Origin of the sequence: Spirillospora sp. NPDC047418, assembly GCF_040643275.1 — a bacterium.
Lineage (GTDB): Bacteria > Actinomycetota > Actinomycetes > Streptosporangiales > Streptosporangiaceae > Spirillospora.
On the sequence record NZ_JBEYTW010000007.1, the window covers coordinates 1 to 18,001 of the forward strand.

The 18,001-nt window shown below is 73.1% G+C and carries 13 protein-coding genes; 4 read left to right on the forward strand and 9 right to left on the reverse strand.

Annotated elements, in window-relative coordinates; genetic code table 11:
• Positions 1–106: 106 nt before the first annotated feature.
• The 6 genes from ABZ806_RS06060 to ABZ806_RS06085 all read right to left on the reverse strand — a co-directional run bounded on the left by ABZ806_RS06060 (position 107) and on the right by ABZ806_RS06085 (position 6,175).
• Positions 107–889, reverse strand: coding sequence for a DNA-formamidopyrimidine glycosylase family protein (locus ABZ806_RS06060; RefSeq protein WP_500215736.1), 783 nt, complete (start codon positions 887–889; stop codon positions 107–109).
• Positions 890–922: 33 nt separating this feature from the next.
• Complete coding sequence (locus ABZ806_RS06065; protein WP_500215737.1) at positions 923–1,387, reverse strand: RrF2 family transcriptional regulator; 465 nt, start codon at positions 1,385–1,387, stop codon at positions 923–925.
• Positions 1,388–1,595: 208 nt separating this feature from the next.
• A complete protein-coding gene (locus tag ABZ806_RS06070; RefSeq protein ID WP_500215738.1) occupies positions 1,596–3,074 on the reverse strand; it encodes a glycoside hydrolase family 3 protein in 1,479 nt (492 codons plus the stop codon).
• A complete protein-coding gene (locus ABZ806_RS06075) occupies positions 3,071–3,913 on the reverse strand; it encodes a carbohydrate ABC transporter permease (RefSeq protein ID WP_500215739.1) in 843 nt (280 codons plus the stop codon). Before ABZ806_RS06075 ends, ABZ806_RS06070 begins: the two co-directional genes overlap by 4 nt.
• Entirely contained in the window at positions 3,910–4,881 is a 972-nt protein-coding gene (locus ABZ806_RS06080) for a carbohydrate ABC transporter permease (protein WP_500215740.1), read from the reverse strand. Before ABZ806_RS06080 ends, ABZ806_RS06075 begins: the two co-directional genes overlap by 4 nt.
• Before the next feature lie 22 nt (positions 4,882–4,903).
• On the reverse strand, positions 4,904–6,175 hold the full coding sequence (locus ABZ806_RS06085) for an extracellular solute-binding protein (RefSeq protein WP_500215741.1): 1,272 nt from the start codon (positions 6,173–6,175) through the stop codon (positions 4,904–4,906).
• 253 nt (positions 6,176–6,428) lie between these two features.
• Between ABZ806_RS06085 and ABZ806_RS06090 the strand changes: the two genes are divergently transcribed.
• On the forward strand, positions 6,429–7,652 hold the full coding sequence (locus ABZ806_RS06090; RefSeq protein WP_500215742.1) for an ROK family transcriptional regulator: 1,224 nt from the start codon (positions 6,429–6,431) through the stop codon (positions 7,650–7,652).
• Between the two features lie 73 nt (positions 7,653–7,725).
• Here ABZ806_RS06090 and ABZ806_RS06095 read toward each other — a convergent pair whose 3' ends face one another.
• Positions 7,726–7,860, reverse strand: coding sequence for a hypothetical protein (locus tag ABZ806_RS06095; protein WP_500215743.1), 135 nt, complete (start codon positions 7,858–7,860; stop codon positions 7,726–7,728).
• 233 nt (positions 7,861–8,093) lie between these two features.
• Between ABZ806_RS06095 and secA2 the strand changes: the two genes are divergently transcribed.
• Positions 8,094–10,433 (forward strand): accessory Sec system translocase SecA2, encoded by a 2,340-nt coding sequence (secA2, locus tag ABZ806_RS06100; protein ID WP_500215744.1) that lies wholly within the window; start codon positions 8,094–8,096, stop codon positions 10,431–10,433.
• A 62-nt stretch (positions 10,434–10,495) separates the two neighbouring features.
• Here the strand turns inward: secA2 and ABZ806_RS06105 are convergent, their stop codons facing one another.
• Positions 10,496–15,352: an Lhr family helicase gene (locus ABZ806_RS06105; protein ID WP_500215745.1), complete on the reverse strand. Its 4,857-nt coding sequence runs from the start codon at positions 15,350–15,352 to the stop codon at positions 10,496–10,498.
• Positions 15,353–15,472: 120 nt separating this feature from the next.
• Here ABZ806_RS06105 and ABZ806_RS06110 point away from each other — a divergent pair, with 120 nt between their 5' ends.
• Both ABZ806_RS06110 and ABZ806_RS06115 read left to right on the forward strand, forming a co-directional pair.
• Positions 15,473–16,741 (forward strand): alpha/beta hydrolase fold domain-containing protein, encoded by a 1,269-nt coding sequence (locus ABZ806_RS06110; RefSeq protein WP_500215746.1) that lies wholly within the window; start codon positions 15,473–15,475, stop codon positions 16,739–16,741.
• Positions 16,742–16,751: 10 nt separating this feature from the next.
• Positions 16,752–16,946 carry a DUF3046 domain-containing protein gene (locus ABZ806_RS06115; RefSeq protein ID WP_500215747.1) on the forward strand — a complete coding sequence of 65 codons (195 nt, stop codon included), beginning with the start codon at positions 16,752–16,754 and terminating at the stop codon, positions 16,944–16,946.
• Positions 16,947–16,959: 13 nt separating this feature from the next.
• Here ABZ806_RS06115 and ABZ806_RS06120 read toward each other — a convergent pair whose 3' ends face one another.
• The gene (locus ABZ806_RS06120; RefSeq protein ID WP_500215748.1) at positions 16,960–17,829 is read right to left on the reverse strand and encodes an ATP-grasp domain-containing protein; all 870 of its coding nucleotides are present in this window, start codon (positions 17,827–17,829) and stop codon (positions 16,960–16,962) included.
• Between the last annotated feature and the right edge of the window lie 172 nt (positions 17,830–18,001).

An 18,001-nucleotide genomic window follows, 5' to 3' on the forward strand; every position in this document is an offset into this window, starting at 1 on the left:
GCCTTTGTCTCTACCCTCTTGTGTTTCCCCCCCCCCCCTCGCTTTCCCCCCCCGGCGCGGGGGGGGCGGGGGGGGGGGGCCCCCCCCCCCCCACGGCTGTACGGACCTAGTGCCGGGCGGGCTGGCAGCGGGGGCACCAGAAGGTGACGCGCTCGCCGGCCTGCTCCGCGCGCTCGATCCGCGTCCCGCAGCGCCGGCACGGGCGCCCGGCCCGCCCGTACACCCAGTGCTCGCGGCCGCGTCCCCGGTCGCCGGTGGTGATGTGGCCGTGCCGCTCCTTGTTGGCGTCCAGGAGCCGGTGAGACAGCTCCACGAGCGCCGCGAGGTCGGGGACGTCCCCGGCAGGGGCCCACGGGTTCACGCCCCGCAGGAACAGGACCTCGGCCTTGTAGACGTTGCCGATCCCGGCGAGCAGCGCCTGGTCGAGCAGCGCATCGCCGATGGGCCGCGCCGGCTGCCCGGCCAGCCGCGCGACGGCCTCCGCCGCCGGCTCCGGCCCCCAGGACGGATCGAGGAGGTCGGGCCCGAGATGGCCGACCGCCCGGTCCTCCTCGGCGGTCCGCAGCAGCTCGACGATGCCGAGCGAGTAGCCGACCGCCTGCCAGTCCGCGTTGCCCAGCACCAGCCGGACGCGGTGGTCGCGCGGGGCGGGGCCCGGCCGGCGGATCTGCCAGCGCCCCTCCATCAGCAGGTGCGTGTGCACGGTCAGCCCGTCCTCGACCCGGGTGAGCAGGTGCTTGCCGCGCGGCACGGTGTCCAGGACCGTGCGCCCGCGCAGGTCGGCGGTGGCGAACCGGGGGACGCGGAAGTCCGAGCGCGTGAGCGCCCGCCCGGCGAGCGCCTCGCGCAGCCGCCGGGCCGTCAACCAGACGGTGTCCCCTTCCGGCACTGGCCTCTCCCCTCCGGGGCGGATCCCGGGCGATCAGATCAGGGTGGGGCTCTCCCAGGCGGACGGGTCTTCGGTGAGCTTGGCTACGGGCGCGGGCAGCTCCCCGGCCGCGATGTGCGCGAGCGTGACCTGCTCCAGGATGGCGCGCTCGCTGGCGCGCAGCGCGATCCACACCTCCTGCAGGGACCGCGCGGGCCCCTGGTAGCCGACGTGCTCGGGGCGCTCGCCCCGGACGCCGAGCAGCGGCCCGTCGATGGCGCGGATGATGTCGGCGAGGGAGATCCGCTCGGCGGGCCGCGCCAGCCAGTAGCCGCCCTCGGGGCCGCGCTGGCTCCGGATGATGCCGGACCGGCGCAGCTGGCCGAGGATGTTCTCGAGGAATTTGGGCGGTATCTGCTGGGCCTCGGCGAGCTGGACCGCGGTCACCGGGTGACTCCCGGCGACCGCCAGTTCGGCGGAGGCGCGCAACGCATAGTCGACCCGGGCGGACAGTCGCATATACGCATTATCCCTCGCCGCCCGGACCGGTCGGGCCCGGCCACGGACCGGACGCCGCCCGCGACCTGGCACGCGGCACCCCTCGCGGCTCGGTGTGCGACGCGGTGTACGACCGATATGCGACGCGGTGTGCGTCGGGCTGCGTCCGGGGTGTGGCGCGGCGCGCCCGCTGGAACCGGGCTCTGAGTCCGGCGGGCGCGCCGCGGGTCTAGCCGGCCGCGGCCGGGGAGCCGGTCAGGCCGAGCAGTTCGGCGGCGGCCTGCGCGTTGGCGGCCGCGGCGCCGTAGGTGGCCAGGTAGACGGCCGATCCGGGGCGCCAGACGGGCAGACCCATCTCCACGACCACGGTGTCGGGGCGGGCCGTCAGCAGCGCCGTGGTGAGGGCGCGCTGGCCCGCGTGCCGGTGCGCGTCCCGCAGGACGACGATCAGGCCGCGCCCCTTGGCGCGGTCCAGGAGCCCGTCGACCGCCCCGTCCGCGCCGTCGGTCCGGACGGCGTCGGGCGCCCACGGCCCCAGTCCCCACGGCGTGGGACCGACGGCGATGTTGCCGGTGGACTCCGTCTCGACGACCAGCGGCGGCCCGTCCCAGCCTGGGAGCGCTCCCGTGACACGCAGCGCGCGGCGGGCGGCCGCCAGGCCGGCGGCCCGGTCCACGGCGGCGGGGCTGTGCCCGGCGAGCCACTCCCGCAGCCGCGCGGTCCGCTCGGCCGCCTCGGCCAGCCGCGCGGGCGGCAGCCGCCCCTCCCGCACCGCCTCGTCGATCGCGGCGAGCGTCGCCTCGACGGTCTCGGCGTGCTCGTGCGGGCCGAGGCACAGCAGGTCGGCGCCTGCGATGAGGGCCCGCACGGACGCCTCCGGGATGCCGATCGCGCCGCTCGCGCCCTGCATGTCCAGCGCGTCGGTGACGATCACGCCCTGGTAGCCGAGGTGCTCGCGGAGCAGCCCGGTGATCGCGGCGTGCGACAGGGTGGCGGGCACGCCCGCGGTGATCGCGGGCAGGTTGAGGTGGCCGGTCATCACCGCGCGGGTGCCGGCGGCGATCGCGGCCCGGAACGGGACAAGCTCGCGGCGGTCCAGCAGCGCGAGGTCGGCGTCCACGAGCGGGATCGACAGATGCGAGTCGTCCACCGTGGCGCCGTGGCCGGGGAAGTGCTTCGCGCAGGCCGCGACGCCCGCCTCCTGCGTCCCGGTGACCGAGGCGGCGGCGTGCCGGGCGACCAGTTCCGGGTCGGAGCCGAACGAGCGGGTCCCGATGACGGGGTTGTCGTCGGCGGTGTTGACGTCCACCGACGGCGCGAAGTTGAAGTTGACGCCGACCTCGGCCAGCTCGGCGCCCAGGGAGCGGTAGATGCGCCGGGTCAGCTCCGGGTCGTCCACGGCGCCGAGCGCGGCGTTGCCGGGGTAGGGGCTGCCGGTGGCGTGGCCGCCGAGCCGGGTGACGTCGCCGCCCTCCTCGTCGATCGTGACGAACGGGTCGCCCGCCTTGCGCATCTGCGCGGTGAGCGCCGCGAGCGACTCGGGGCTCGGCACGTTGCCGGTGAGGGCGAACAGCGTGACGCCGCCGAGGCCGGCCTCCAGCTCGTCCAGCAGCCAGCGCGGCGCGGTCGCCCCGGGGAACGACGGGAGCAGCGTGCCGCGCGCCAGCCGGGCGATCTCCGCCGTGGTCGCGATGTCGTCGGTCGTCACCCCTTCACCGCCCCGGCGGTGAGGCCGGACACCATGCGGCGCTGGACGATCAGGAAGAAGGCGATGACGGGAATGGTGAGCAGCGTGGACGCTGCCATGATGGGCCCCCAGGCGTTGCCGCTGCGGCCGAAGAAGAACTGCAGCATGATCGGCAGGGTGTACTTGTCCTGGTCTTCCAGGAAGGTGTAGGCGAAGATGAACTCGTTCCAGGCGGTGATGAAGGAGAAGATGCTGGTCGCCACGAGTCCGGGCGCGACCAGCGGGAGCATGACCGTGAAGAACGTCCGGACCGGGCCGGCGCCGTCGATCGCGGCGGCCTCCTCCAGCTCGCGCGGCACCGCGGCGACGAAGCCCCGCAGCATCCAGATCGCGAACGGCACGGCGAAGCCGATGTAGACGAGCGCGAGCCCCGCCAGGCTGTTGTAGAGCTCGAGCTGCTTCAGGTCGAGGAACAGCGGGATGACCAGCGCCTCCAGCGGCACCATCTGCACCACCAGGAGCATGACCAGGAAGGTCGTGCGGAACCGGAAGCGGAAGCGGGCGACGGCCGTGGCGGCCAGCAGCGCGAGCAGGCCGGACACGACGACGGTGACGATCGCGAGGATCGCGCTGTTGGCGAAGTACTCCCAGAAGGAGACCTCGGCGATGCCGCCGTTCAGCACCAGGTCGAAGTGCTCGAGCGTGGGGTGGGCGGGCAGCGGTTTCGGCGTCGTGCTGAAGATCTCGGTGTTCGGCTTGAACGCGGTGGACGCCATCCAGAAGACGGGGAAGACCGCGAGGACGAAGACGAGCAGGCCCGTCCCGTTCAGCATCATCTTGCGCGGCAGCGACGACCTCATCGCGTCTCCCCCTGACGGACCATGACCCGCACGTACAGGGCGGTGACGATGAGCAGGATGAACGTGAGCACGAGCGCGATCGCCGAGCCCATGCCGAGCTTCGGATTGAGCGAGCCGAACGCCTCGGAGTAGGCGTAGAGCGACAGGTTGAACGCGTCGCGGTTGGCCAGCCCGGACATGATGAACAGCTGGGTGAAGACCTTGAAGTCCCAGATGATCGACATGACCAGCAGCACCATGAAGATCGGCTTGAGCATCGGGTAGGTGATGCTCCAGAACGTCCGCCACGGGCCGGAACCGTCCACCCGGGCCGCCTCGAACAGCTCGCCCGGGACGCTCTTCAGCCCCGCCAGCACGGACACGGCGACGAACGGGCACGCCTGCCACACGACGCAGACGGTGAGAACGGTGTAGGTGGACAGCGGCGTGGCGAACCAGTTGTAGTCGAGCCAGCCGCCACCGACGAGGAAGTCCGGCAGCAGGTCGAGGAACCAGTTGACCAGGCCGCCGGTGGTGCCGAACAGCCAGCTGAAGATGATCGCGGCGGTGACCGGCGGGGTCGCCCAGGCGACCATCACGCCGCCGGCCACAAAGCCCGACATCTTCTTGCCGAGCTTGTGGAGCAGCAGCCCGATCAGCGTCCCGATGAGCATGGTCAGGCTGACCGCCACGACGGCGAACAGGACGGTGTGCTTGAAGGTCTGCCAGAAGAACGGGTCATTGAGGATCTTGGTGAAGTTCCCGGTGCCCACCTGCTCGGCCGGCTCGCCGCGCAACTGGCGGTTGCCGACCTTCTGGAACGACATGATCCCGATCTGGATCATCGGCCAGAACATCAGGGCGGCGATCACGAGCACGGTGGGCGCGATCAGCAGGTAGGGCCCGAAACGGGGCCGGCGGCGGGGACGCGCCCGGCCGGAGGACCTCCGGCCGGGCGACTTCCGCACCGCGGGAGCGGTGTCGAGCATGGACGTTCCGATCAGCTGGGTACTACGGGTTCAGCAGCGTGTTGGCCTGCTCGTTCGCCTTCTTCAGCTCCTCGTCGGCGTTCTTGCCCTGCATGATCGCCTTGACGGTGTTCGGCAGCACCTTCTTGGCCTGCTCGAACTCCGCCCAGCCGGGGCCGATCGGGGGGAACTTGGTGTTGGTGGCGATCTCGGTGAAGATCTCCAGCTTCGGGTCGGAGAACTTCACGTCCGAGCGCATGGACGAGAAGCCGCTGTAGTCGGCCCACGCCTTGGCGTTCTTGGCGTTGTTCAGGACGGTGATGTAGTCGAACGCCGCGGTCTTGGCCTTGCTGTCCTTCCAGACGGCGAGATCGGAGCCGCCCGCCATGACCGGCGCGTTGCCGCCGGTCTTGGTCGGGATCGGGAAGACGCCCCACTTGTCGGAGTCCTTGTCGGAGACCTTCTTCATCTCCTTCAGGGCCCAGCTGCCGTCGATGTACATGCCGAGCTTGCCGAGCGCGAAGTCGCGCTGCGGGCCCTCCAGCTCGTTCTTGCCGATGTACTTCTCGGGCGCGACCTTCTCGGTGCTGACGAGACCGGCGTAGTACTTGACCGCCTCGACGGCCTGGGGCTGGTCGAGCTGGCCCTTCCAGCCGCCGTTGCCGTCCTCGACGGCCACCGCGCCGTTGTTGCCCCAGATGAAGCTGAGCAGCGCGTTGGTCTGGTCGCTCGGGATGCCGATGCCGGGCACCTTCTTGGAGTCCTGCACCTTCTTGGCCGCGGCGGTCAGGTCCGCCCAGGTCTTCGGCGGCTGGATGCCGAGCTCCTGGAACCAGTCCGTGCGGTACCAGACGCCGCGGACGCCGCCGTACCACGGCACCGCGTAGATCTTGCCGTCGGCGGTGTCGTTGCCGAGGGCGGTCTTGTTGAGCGTCTTGCCGTCCGCCCAGCCGTTGAACTGGTCGGTGACGTCGGCCAGGCTGCCCTGCTCGACGTGGGACTGGACGTCGGTGTTGCCGAGCTCGGTGACGTCCGGCCCCTCGCCGCCCGCCGCCGCCTTCTGGAAGGTGGTGGCGACCTGCGGCCACGGCACGTACTTGATCTGGACGTCGGTGCCCGGGTGCTTCTGCTTGAAGTCGGTCTCGACGGTGTCGAGGAACTTGGTCTGCTCGGGCGTCCCGTCTCCCATCATCCAGACCTTGAGCTGCGCGGGGTCCTTGCCCGCGTCGGCCTTGTCGTCCTTGCTGTCGCCGCCGCAGGCCGTAGCGGCCAGGGCGATCGCGGCCGCTGCGGCCGCAACCTTGATGTACTTCACTGGGGGATCCTTTCCGGCGTCGCCTCGCGCGGCCTTATGGCCTGCGTGCGAGGGAGACGGCGCCGACCCTTTAAGGTCCTGGCCATGTCCTTCTCGCTTTCGCATCGCTCGCGGGCGCCCTGCTCGCCAGTCCGCGCTCTGCGCGCGCCTCCGGTCCGGGGTACCGGGCCGGTCGGCGCTTGGGCGTAAACTAACAAGAAACTTTCCTAAACAAAACTGCTCGTTAGCGGATTGAGACATCTAGGGGGCCGGCATGGCCAGACGCCCGGGAACGCCGAGGCTGCTGCGTGAGCTCAACGACCGTGCGGCGCTGGACCTGCTCGTCGAGCGGGGCCCGCTGACCCGTGCCCAGATCGGCGAGCACACCGGGCTATCGAAGGTAACCGCCTCGCAGCTGTTGTCGAGACTGGAGGACCGCGGACTGGTCTCGGTCGTCGGCGAGCAGGCCGGAGGGCGCGGGCCCAACGCCGCGCTGTACGCCGTCGTGCCGTCCAGCGCCTATGTCGCCGGGCTGGAGGTCGGGCCGGACGGGGTCACCGCGGGCGTCGCCGACATCACCGGGCACATCACCGCGCAGGTCACCGTGGACCCGAACGGCGCCGACGAGCCGGTCAAGATCGTCCACGACGCCGTCGTCAAGGCGTGCCGCTCCGCCAAGGTCGCGCTGTCGCGGCTGAGCGCCTTCGTCATCGGGTCGCCCGGCGTCGTCGACCCCCGGTCCGGCGACGTCCAGTTCGCCTTCGACCTGCCGACCTGGCACGAGGGCGTCCTCGCCGCGCTGCGGACCGACCTGCGCCGGCACGTGACCATCGAGAACGACGTCAACCTCGCCGCCGTCGCCGAGCGGGCCTACGGCGCCGCGCGCGCCGCCGACGACTTCGCGCTGATGTGGTTCGACCGCGGCATGGGCCTCTCGGTCATGCTGGGCGGCCGGCTGCACCGCGGCCGGTGGGGCGGCGCCGGGGAGATCGGCTACCTGCCCGTCCCGGGGGCGCCGCTGCCGGTCGGGGCCGCCCGGCGGGGCCCGAAGGACGAGGGCGTCACCGAGTCGAGGTCGTGGGGCATCCCGACCCTGTCCGGCGGCTACGGGGCCCTGGTCGGCGCGGACGCCGTCCGCGAGCTCGCGCACGGGCACGGGATCGCGGGGGAGACCGCCTACGACTGCGTCAGCGCGGCCGCCGCCGACGAGGACCGCGGCGGGGCGTTCCTGGACGAGCTCGCCAACCGCATCTCCTACGGCGTCACCTCGGTCAACATCGTGCTCGACCCGGGGCTCGTCGTCCTGTCGGGCAGCCTCGGCCGGGCCGGCGGCCGGCCGCTCGCCGCCCGCATAGAGCGGATCGTCGGCCGGATCACCCCGACCCGGCCGACCGTGGCCGTGACCGAGGTGGAGGGCAACCCGGTGCTGCGCGGCGCCCTGTACGCCGCGCTGCAGAAGGCCCGCGACGACGTCTTCTCCGCGGACGGGGCGTCCTGAGAACGGGAGGAGCCCCCGGCCGGTGCGGCCGGGGGCTCCCGCATCGCGTGGATCGTTCCGCGCGCTATCGCGCCTACTTGGCGGACGCCGCCGCGACGGCGGCCTCCTTGTGGCGCCGCGGGTCGTTCAGCGCGCGGTCGATGACGGTCTGACTGATGATCTGGCGCCTGCGCTTGAGCGCGGCGGCCTTCCGTGCCGTAGGTGTCATGACGAAACCCCGTTCCGCGGTGGCGCTTTCCCCTTGGCCACCGCAAACCCCGTGATGCCTCCATGCTCTCAAACGAGACGGGTGCGGGGGGTCCGTCCGAGGGATGAATTCGAGGTCAGACCATCAGCGTAGAACGCCCGTGCCGCCGCCGGGGTTCCCCCTGAGATCATGGGGGAACGACCGTCGCGTATCCGCCGTTGGGGGAACCGTGAGTGAAGAACCGAGGGGCCGCCATGGCGCTGCGTGACCGGCTGCGGCGGCTCGTGCAGAAGCCCGGCAGCGTCGACCTCGCGCCCTTGCGCGCGCTGGTGGACGAGGCGGGCGAGCGCGAGCCTCGTGTCCGGGACCTGCCGGACGCCGAGCTGACCGCCGCCGCCTCCGCCCTCCGCGAGAAGGAGGACCTCGCCGAGCTGTGCGCCCTCGGCCGCGAGGCCGCCCGCCGGACGCTGGGGGAGCGGCCCTACGACGTCCAGCTGATCGGGACGCTGGCGCTGCTGTCCGGGCACGTCGCCGAGATGGCCACCGGCGAGGGCAAGACCCTGTCGGGCGCGCTGGCCGCCGCCGGGTACGCGCTGCGCGGCCGGCGGGTCCACGTCATGTCGGTCAACGACTACCTGGCGCGCCGCGACGCCGAGTGGATGCGCCCGCTCTACACGATGCTCGGCGTCACCGTCGGCTGGGTCGGGCAGTCGTCCACGCCCGACGAGCGCCGCGCGGCGTACCGGGCCGACGTGACGTACGCGCCGGTCAGCGAGGTCGGGTTCGACCTTCTGCGGGACCGGCTCTGCACCGACGCCGCCGACCTCGTCCAGCCGGAGCCGTCCGTCGCGCTGGTCGACGAGGCCGACTCGGTGCTGGTGGACGAGGCCATGGTGCCGCTCGTCCTGGCCGGCGCCGCCGACCTCGACGCCGCCGACCCCCGGTACGCCGACCTCGTCCGGCGGCTGCGGCCCGGCCTGCACTACGCGACCGACGACGAGGCCCGCAACGTCCAGCTCACGCCGGCCGGGACCCGCGAGGTCGAGCGCGTCCTCGGCGTCGACCTCTACGCCCCCGGCAACCTCCGCACGCTGACCGCCGTGAACGTGGCCCTGCACGCCGAGGTCCTGCTGCACCGCGACGTGGACTACATCGTCCGGGACGGCGCGGTGAAGCTGATCAGCGAGTCGCGCGGCCGGGTCGCGCTGCTGCAGCGCTGGCCGGACGGCCTGCAGGCCGCGGTCGAGGCGAAGGAGGCCCTGGAAGCCTCCCCGAGCGGGGAGATCCTCGACTCGATCACCGTGCAGGAGCTGATCGGGCGCTACCCCGTCCGGTGCGGCATGACCGGCACGGCGATGGCCGTTTCCGGCCAGCTCACCGAGTTCTACGCGCTGCAGATCGCGGTGGTCCCGCCGAACCGGCCCTGCGTCCGCGACGACCGGCCCGACCGCCTCTACGCGACCACCGCCGACAAGGAGGTCGCGATCGTCGAGGAGGTCGCCGCCGCGCACGCCGCCGGCCGTCCGGTGCTGATCGGCACCGGCGACGTCGCCGAGTCCGAGCGTCTCGCCCGCAGCCTCGCCCGCGCCGGGCTCGACCGGGTCGTCCTCAACGCCAAGAACGACGCCGAGGAGGCCGCGATCATCGCCGAGGCCGGGGCGTACGGCGCGATCACCGTCTCCACCCAGATGGCCGGCCGCGGCACCGACATCCGGCTCGGCGGCAGCCCGGCCGCCGCACCCGGCACCGCGCCCGCCGACACCCCCGGCGCGGGCCACGACCGCGTCGCCGACGCCGGCGGCCTTCTCGTGATCGGCACCGGCCGCTACCACAGCAGCCGCCTGGACGACCAGCTCCGCGGCCGCTCCGGCCGCCAGGGCGACCCCGGCGCCTCCGTCTTCTTCACCAGCCTCCAGGACGGCCTCGTCACCCGCTACGCCCCCGACGAGCAGAGCCCTGCTTCGAACCACCGGGCCCCGTCCGGCGACGACGGCCTCATCACCGACAAGGGCGCGCACTGGACCGTCGGCCACGCCCAGCGCGTCGCCGAAGGCGTCGACCTCGAACTGCACCGCAACACCTGGCGCTACAACCACCTGATCGGGCTCCAGCGCCGCGAGATGCTCACCGAACGCGACGCCGTCCTGCGCGGCGACGCCGCCGACAAGGCCATGGCCGCGTCCGCCCCCGGGAGGCACGCCGACCTCACCAAGATCGCCGGCGCGGCCGCGGTGGCCGCCGCCGCGCGCCAGATCGTCCTCTACCAGCTGGACCGCTGCTGGGCCGAGCACCTCGCCTACCTCGCGGACCTGCGCGAGGGCATCCACCTGCGCTCCCTCGGCCGCGGCCTCGACCCGCTGGTCGAGTTCAACCGCGAGGCCGTCCCGGCGGGCAAGCGCCTCCTCGCCGACGCCCGGAAACGGTCAGTGGAGACCTTCGAGGCCCTCACGGCCACCGAGGACGGCATCGACCTCGACGCCGCCGACCTGAAACGCCCGTCCGCCACCTGGACCTACCTCGTCCACGACAACCCCTTCGGCTCCCTGGACGAACGCGCCCTCCGCGGCCTGATCAACATGTTCAAACGCCGCTGACCCCGAACCGACGCCCACCCACCCGCCGTGGCCCGCGCTGCCATGGCTAAGGGGCTTCTAAGTCAGGAGCGGAGGCGGAGGCCGCGGGGGGTGGGGTGGAAGCCGGCCGACTCGAGGGCGGCGGCCAGCGGGGAGTCGTTGATCGACTCGCCGTCGGCGCGTTCGACGGTCAGTTTGCCGAGCGCGCCCTCGCGGACGGCGAGGGCCAGGGCGTCGACCGCCGGTTGCAGGACGTCCGGGGCGTCGTCCCAGGTGAGGAGGGTCCGGCCGCCGCGTTCCACGTAGAGGACGAGGCGGCCCTCGATCAGGACGACCAGAGCGCCCGCCTTGCGGCCGGGCTTGTGGCCGCTGGCGACCTCGTCGTCGCGGCCCGGCCAGGGCAGGGCCGCCCCGTACGGGTTGGCGGGGTCGGCGGCGGCCAGGACCAGGGCGCGGACATCGGGTCTGCGGGGTGTCTCCCAGAGCGCGGAGACGTCGTCCGGGGGAGCGGCCGCGGGGCGGAGCGCGCGGAGCCGGTCGACGGCGCCCGGCAGCGCGAACTGGGCGGCCCCGAGGCCCTCGACGAAGTACCCCCGGCGGCAGCGGCCCGTCTCCTCGAACGCGCGCAGCACCGGGTAGACGGCGGAGAACCCGCCGGGGGTGCGTTCGGCGGCGACGGCGCCGCGGATGACGATGCCGTACCGCTCCAGGAGCGCCTCGGCCAGCGCGTGCGAGCGCAGCGTCGCGGTGGTCTCGCGTTCGGGGAGCGGCCACCAGCGCCCGGCGACCGTGGGCGGGCCCGTCCGGGACGGCAGGACGGGACGCCCGCGGCGCGTCGTCCGGGAACGGTGCGTCGGCCGGCCGGACCCGAGCGCGGCGCGCAGCGGCGCCATCGTGTCGTTGGTGAGGTGCCCCGACCAGACGAGGTCCCAGACGGCGGTGACCAGATCGGCGTCGTTGGCGGTGACCTCCTGGTTCACCCGGTCGGACAGCGTGCGGAAGAAGTGCGCGCCGCCGTCGCCCAGCGCGTCCAGGACGGCCCGGTGCACGGGCGTGACGGTGATCTCCGCGGGCGCCGGCATGAGGAGCGGCGCGGTGTCGGCCAGGTAGAGCGCCACCCAGCCGTCCCCGCCCGGCAGGCCGCCCTGGCCGGCCCACACGACCTCCCCGGCGGACGTCAGCTCGTCCAGCATCGCCGGGGTGTAGCCGGCCACCCGGGACGGCAGGATCAGCGACTCCAGCGCGGACGCGGGGACGGCCGCGCCCTGCAGCTGCTCGACCGCCTGGACGAGCGCGTCGATGCCGCGCAGCCGCGACCCGCCCGCGATGCCGTGCCAGACCGGCAGGAAGCGGCCGAGCGACTCCGGCGGCGACGGCTCCACCTCGGCGCGCAGCCGGGCCAGGCTGCGGCGCCGCAGCATGCGCAGGACGCCGCTGTCGCACCATTCGGTCGTCAGCGGGCCCGCCACCGCCTCGACCGGCAGGAACTCGCCCTCGACGACGCGCCCGGCGCCCGCCAGCCGGCGCAGCGTCTCGGTCACCACGGCGACGCCCAGCCCGAAGCGGGCGGCGGCCGTGTCCGCCCGGAACGGACCGTGCGTGCGCGCGTGCCGGGAGACCAGGTCGCCGAGCGGGTCGCCGACCGGTTCGAGGAACGCCTCGGGGACGCCCACGGGCAGCGGCGCGCCGAGCGCGTCGCGGAGCCGCCCGGCGTCCTCGATCGCGGCCCAGCGCTCCTGCCCGGCGACCCGGACGCGAATGGCCCGCCGCGTCTCCTCGAGCTCCACCAGCCACCGCGCCACCCGCGCGACCGCCCCCGCCCCAACCGCCGCCCCACCGCCTTGCGAGCCGCCGCCTTGCGGGACGTGGTCTGGTGGGACGTCGGCTTGCGGGACGTGGTCTGGTGGGACGTCGGCTTGTGGGGCGTGGTCTGGTGGGACGTCGGCTTGTGGGGCGTGGTCTGGTGGGACGTCGCCCTGTGGGACGTCGCCCTGTGGGACGTCGCCCTGTGGGAGGTCGGCTTGTGGGGCGTGGTCTGGTGGGACGTCGTAGGCGCTGATGTCGATTGCGTCGGTCGCGTCGGTCGCGTCGGTCGTGGGGGCGTCGGCGGGGAGGGTGCGGGCGGCGGCCTCCGCTGTGGTGAGGGGGCCGAGGGTGCGCAGGAGGTCGGCGACGCCCTCCAGGTCGCGGGCGCGGCGGTCGGCGGCCAGGCGCTGGAGTTCGCGCTCGGTCTCGGCGACGGCGTCGGGGTCGAGCAGCTCGCGCAGGTCGGCCTGCCCGAGGAGTTCGGCGAGCAGCGCGGAGTCGAGCGCGAGCGCCTGGGCGCGGCGCTCGGCGATGGGCGAGTCGCCCTCGTACATGAACGCGCCGACGTAGTGGAACAGCAGGGAGCGCGCGTAGGGCGACGGTTCCGGCGTCTCCACCTCGACCATGCGGACCTTGCGTCCCGAGAGGTCGCGCATCAGCTGCACCAGGCCGGGGACGTCGAACACGTCCTGCAGGCACTCGCGCATCGTCTCCAGCACGATCGGGAACGACGGGTACTTGCTCGCGACGGCGAGGAGCTGCGCGGCGCGCTGGCGCTGCTGCCAGAGCGGCATGCGCTTGTCCGGGCGGCGGCGGGGCAGCAGCAGCGAACGCGCGGCGCACTCGCGGAAGCGTGCCGCGAACAGCGCGGAGCCGCCCAGCTCGTCCACGACGACGCGCTCGATGTCGTCGGCGTCGAAGACGGCGAGGTCGAGGCCGGGCGGCTCGTCCATGTCGGGGATGCGGATGACGATGCCGTCGTCGGCGTGCATGGCCTGCGCGTCGACGCCGTACCGTTCGCGCAGGCGGCCCGCCATGGCGAGCGCCCACGGCGCGTGCACGCGCGCGCCCAGCGGGGAGTGGACGACCATCCGCCAGTCGCCGAGCTCGTCGCGGAAGCGCTCGACGACCATCGTGCGGTCGTCGGGGACGTGCCCGGTCGCTTCGCGCTGCTCGCCCAGGTAGGAGACGAGGTTGGCGGACGCCCACGCGTCCAGCCCGGCGGCGGAGACCCGCTCCTGCGCCGCTTCGGCGGGCAGGCCGGCCAGCTCGCGGGTGAACGAGCCCAGGGCCCGGCCCAGTTCGGCGGGTCGCCCGAGGGTGTCGCCGTGCCAGAACGGCAGCTTGCCCGGCTGGCCGGGGGCGGGGGAGACGAGGACGCGGTCGGGCGTGATGTCCTCGATGCGCCACGAGCTGGCGCCGAGGACGAACACGTCGCCGACGCGCGACTCGTAGACCATCTCCTCGTCCAGCTCGCCGACGCGCGAGGACTTCTCGCCGACGAGGAACACGCCGAACAGGCCGCGGTCGGGGATCGTGCCGCCGCTGGTCACGGCGAGCCGCTGCGCGCCGGGGCGGTCGCGCAGGACGCCGGTCACGCGGTCCCAGACGAGGCGGGGGCGCAGTTCGCCGAACTCGTCGCTGGGGTAGCGCCCGGCGAGCATGTCGAGGGTCGCCTCCAGCGCCGAGCGCGGGAGGGTCGCGTAGGGGGCGGCGCGCTTGACCAGTGATTCGACGTCGTCGACCGTCCACTCGTCCATGGAGACCATCGCGACGATCTGCTGCGCGAGGACGTCCAGTGGGTTGCGCGGGTAGCGCAGCTCCTCGATCTCGCCGCCGCGCATGCGTTCGGCCACCACGGTCGTCTGGACGAGGTCGCCCCGGTACTTGGGGAAGATCACGCCCTTGGACACGGCGCCGACCTGGTGGCCCGCGCGCCCGACCCGCTGGAGCCCGTTGGCCACCGACGGCGGCGACTCCACCTGGACGACGAGGTCGACGGCGCCCATGTCGATGCCCAGTTCCAGGCTGGACGTCGCCACGACCGCCGGGAGCCGGCCCTCCTTCAGGGCGTTCTCGATGCCGGCCCGTTCCTCCTTGGACACCGAGCCGTGGTGCGCTCTGGCGATCTCCAGGGGCGCGCCCCTGGCCGCTCCCGCCTGCGCCATCATGGCGGCGGGGGAGTGGTCCTCGGGCAGGGGGCCGCCCGTCGCGCGCTCGTAGGCGAGTTCGTTCAGGCGCCCGCACAGCCGTTCGGCCAGCCGGCGCGAGTTGGCGAAGACGAGCGTCGACCGGTGCGCCTGGATGAGGTCGAGGAGGCGGTCCTCGACATGCGGCCAGATGCTGCGCTGGCGGGGATCGGCCGCACCGGCGTCGTCGACGAACTGGCCGACCTCGCCCATGTCCTCCACGGGGACGACGATGTCGAGGTCGAAGACCTTGTCGGAGCGCGGCTGGACGACCGTCGCGGGCCGGGCGCCGCCGAGGAACGCGGCCACCTCGCCGGCGGGGCGGACGGTCGCCGACAGCCCGATCCGCTGCGCGGGCCGTTCGAGGAGGGCGTCGAGCCGTTCGAGGGACAGCGCCAGGTGCGCGCCGCGCTTGGTGCCCGCCACGGCGTGCACCTCGTCCACGATGACGGTCTCGACACCGCGCAGCGACTCGCGCGCCCGCGAGGTGAGGATCAGGAACAGCGACTCCGGCGTCGTGATCAGGATGTCCGGCGGCTTGACGGCGAGCCGGCGGCGCTCGTCGGCCGGGGTGTCGCCGGACCGCATGCCGACCCGGACGCCCGGTTCCGGCAGGCCGAGCCGCCGCGCCGCCTGCCGGATGCCGGTCAGCGGGGCGCGCAGGTTGCGCTCGACGTCGACGGCGAGGGCCTTCAGCGGCGACACGTACAGGACGCGGCAGCGCCGCAGCGGCTCGTCCGGGACGGGCTCGGTGGCGAGCCGGTCGAGCGACCACAGGAACGCCGCGAGGGTCTTGCCGGACCCGGTCGGCGCCACGACCAGCGTGCTGTCGCCGCCCGCGATCGACTCCCACGCGCCCGCCTGGGCGGGCGTGGGCGCGGCGAACGCCCCGGCGAACCAGGCACGGGTCGCCGGGGAGAAGCGTTCGAGCACGTCATCGCCCATGGCGCCATACTGCCTCGCGGGTCCGACAGAACGCGGCGCTGTGGTGTGCGTCACGTTGTAAGCAAGCGCTTGTCCGGGCATAGTCTACGGGTAGGACGCACACCCCCGAGGGAGTTCTCCATGCCCTACGTCCTGCTCGCACTCGGGATCCTGTTCGCGCTGACCGCGGCCAACGCGCACGCTCCCCGAAGCGGCGGCCTCCTCCTCGTGCCGGGCTTCTTCCTCGGCTGGCTGACGATCGAGATGGCGCCGCACGTGCTCGTCACGTGGGCCGTCGCCACCTCTCTCGCGGCCGCGTTCGGCGGGCTGGACGGCTGGGCCGGCTGGACGGGGCTCGTCCTGGCGCTCGTCGGCATGGCGGGCGTCGCGGCCACCGTCGCCGCGTCCCGCCGTACGGTCGTCACCCTGCGGGACTGCGGCACGCCCCTCGACCTGGACCCGGAGGGCGCTCCCCGCTTCCCGCTGGCGCCGCTCTTCGTCCCGCCGCTCTGCCTGATCCCGCGCAAGGGCGTGCGCGTCGACCGGAACATCGTGTACCGGGAGGAAGGCCGGCTGCGCCTGAAACTGGACGTCTTCCGTCCCGCCGGGGACGGTGAGCTGCGTCCCGGTCTCATGCAGATCCACGGTGGCGCCTGGGTCATCGGGGACAAGCGCGAGCAGGGCCTGCCGCTGCTCAACCACATGGCCCTGCAGGGATGGGTCGGCTTCAACGTCAACTACCGGCTCAGCCCCCGCGCCACCTGGCCCGAGCACCTGATCGACCTGAAGCACTTCGTCGCCTGGTACAAGGAGCACGCGGCGGAGTACGGCGCCGATCCGGACTTCCTCTGCGTGACCGGAGGCTCGGCCGGCGGGCACCTCACCGCGCTGGTGGCGCTCAGCGCCAACGAACCCGCGTTCCAGCCCGGCTTCGAGGACGCCGACACCAGCGTGCAGGGCGCCGTCCCGTTCTACGGCGTCTACAATCTCTTCGAAGCCGGGCCATGGCCGGTCCCCATGGGAGCCACCCGCATCATGGAGAAGATGGTGGTGAAGAAGCCCTTCGCGGAGAACCACGAGGTGTACGCACAGGCGTCCCCCGTCACGTACATCAGCGAGGACGCGCCGCCCTTCTTCGTCATCCACGGAAGCCGCGACTCGCTCATCCCCGTGGCGGAGGCCCGCCGCTTCGTCGAACGGCTCCGGGACGTCTCCGCGTCACCCGTCGTCTACGCCGAGATGAAGGGCGCCCAGCACGGGTTCGACGTCTTCCCCTCCTACCGGACGGCCCGCGTCGTCGAGGGCGTCGAACGCTACCTGACGGGGCTGCACCGCCAGTACCGGAAGGGCACCGGACCCGCCGTCCCCGACGAGGTCGTGCGGTCCTTGGAGGAACCCTCCGTCGGATAGCGTGGAGGACGTGCGGCTCACAGTTTTCTGGGATCGAATGAACCAGCAGTTCGGCGAGAGCTATGCCCAGAGCGTGGCCAAGGACTATGTCATAGCGGAGCTGGGCGGCCGCACCATCGAGCAGGCCCTCGCCGACGGCGAGCCGGCCAAGAACGTCTGGCAGGCCGTCGTCGCCACCTTCGACGTCCCCTCGACCCTCCAGTAGGAGATCGGCCCGGTCAGTCCGGGACGGGCAGGTGCGCGTAGAGGTCCATCGCGTCCACGGACGACGGCAGGTCGCTGACCTGTCCGTCGCCGACCTCCACCACGCGCCAGGCGCCGTCCGTGCGGCGGGCCAGATCGGTCGTGATGAACCGGCAGCCCAGGATGCGGACGGCCGGGGCCACCGCGTCCAGGTCCGGCTCGGGCTCCACGCCGGGGCTGTCGGGGTGCGGGCCCACCAGCGCGGGCTCACCGTCCACCCACCACACGCGCGCCTCGCCGTCGCCGTCGTACTCCTCGAACTCGCGCACGACGAGACCGCCCGCCAGGTGGTCGTCCCGCAGCGCGACCATCTTGGAGGCGATGTCGTGCAACTGGGCCGGGTTCTTCACGTCCGGGACGAAGCACGCCTCCTCCCATTCGTGCTTGCAGGACTTCACGTAGTCCTTGACCACGGCGGGCCCGGGGCGCAGAGGCCGGACCAGCTCGGCCAGCTCGCCGAGATCGCCCGGATCCTGGCCCGTGCCCAGCGGGCGCCACACGCTGGTCGGCGTCAGCCCGGCGAACGTCTCGTGCCAGCCCGGCAGCTCGTGCGCGCGCCTATAGTCGTCCGGGTGCGTCAGCAGGAACGTCCCGCGCCGTTTCAGGGCCGCGGCCATGCCGGCGTACTCGTCCGCCGACAGCATCCAGCCGCGGTACCAGACGGGGCCCAGGCCGGCGGGCACCGCGCCGACCGCGTCCTCCACGTCGCCGCGCCGCAGCGCGTCGTGGTCGATCAGGGCCGTCTCGCCGTAGTGGTCGGCCACGGCCGCGGCCTCGCGGGAGAAGTGGGGGTCAACGCGCCGGGGATGGAGCGGATCGACGCAGAAAAGGACGGTCAGCGTCATGATTGGAGCCCTCCGTGGACGGGGCCAGCGTACGGGGCCCGGACCATCGAGCGCACGGCGATTCCCACCCGAATCGCCATACCGGACGATGATCGAACGGATGTTCGGTAGGCTGGTGCCCGGCACGCGGCGTCATCCACAATCGCGGCGGCGGCTCGAAAGTGTCGGTGGC

What these genes read in the sequence shown, in the direction of transcription:
- ABZ806_RS06065 (WP_500215737.1), bottom strand. Translation starts at nt 1,387, where the DNA reads ATGCGACTGTCCGCCCGGGTCGACTATGCGTTGCGCGCCTCCGCCGAA.
- ABZ806_RS06075 (WP_500215739.1), bottom strand. Translation starts at nt 3,913, where the DNA reads ATGAGGTCGTCGCTGCCGCGCAAGATGATGCTGAACGGGACGGGCCTG.
- ABZ806_RS06080 (WP_500215740.1), bottom strand. Translation starts at nt 4,881, where the DNA reads ATGCTCGACACCGCTCCCGCGGTGCGGAAGTCGCCCGGCCGGAGGTCC.
- ABZ806_RS06090 (WP_500215742.1), top strand. Translation starts at nt 6,429, where the DNA reads ATGGCCAGACGCCCGGGAACGCCGAGGCTGCTGCGTGAGCTCAACGAC.
- ABZ806_RS06095 (WP_500215743.1), bottom strand. Translation starts at nt 7,860, where the DNA reads ATGACACCTACGGCACGGAAGGCCGCCGCGCTCAAGCGCAGGCGCCAG.
- secA2 (WP_500215744.1), top strand. Translation starts at nt 8,094, where the DNA reads ATGGCGCTGCGTGACCGGCTGCGGCGGCTCGTGCAGAAGCCCGGCAGC.
- ABZ806_RS06105 (WP_500215745.1), bottom strand. Translation starts at nt 15,352, where the DNA reads ATGGGCGATGACGTGCTCGAACGCTTCTCCCCGGCGACCCGTGCCTGG.
- ABZ806_RS06110 (WP_500215746.1), top strand. Translation starts at nt 15,473, where the DNA reads ATGCCCTACGTCCTGCTCGCACTCGGGATCCTGTTCGCGCTGACCGCG.
- ABZ806_RS06120 (WP_500215748.1), bottom strand. Translation starts at nt 17,829, where the DNA reads ATGACGCTGACCGTCCTTTTCTGCGTCGATCCGCTCCATCCCCGGCGC.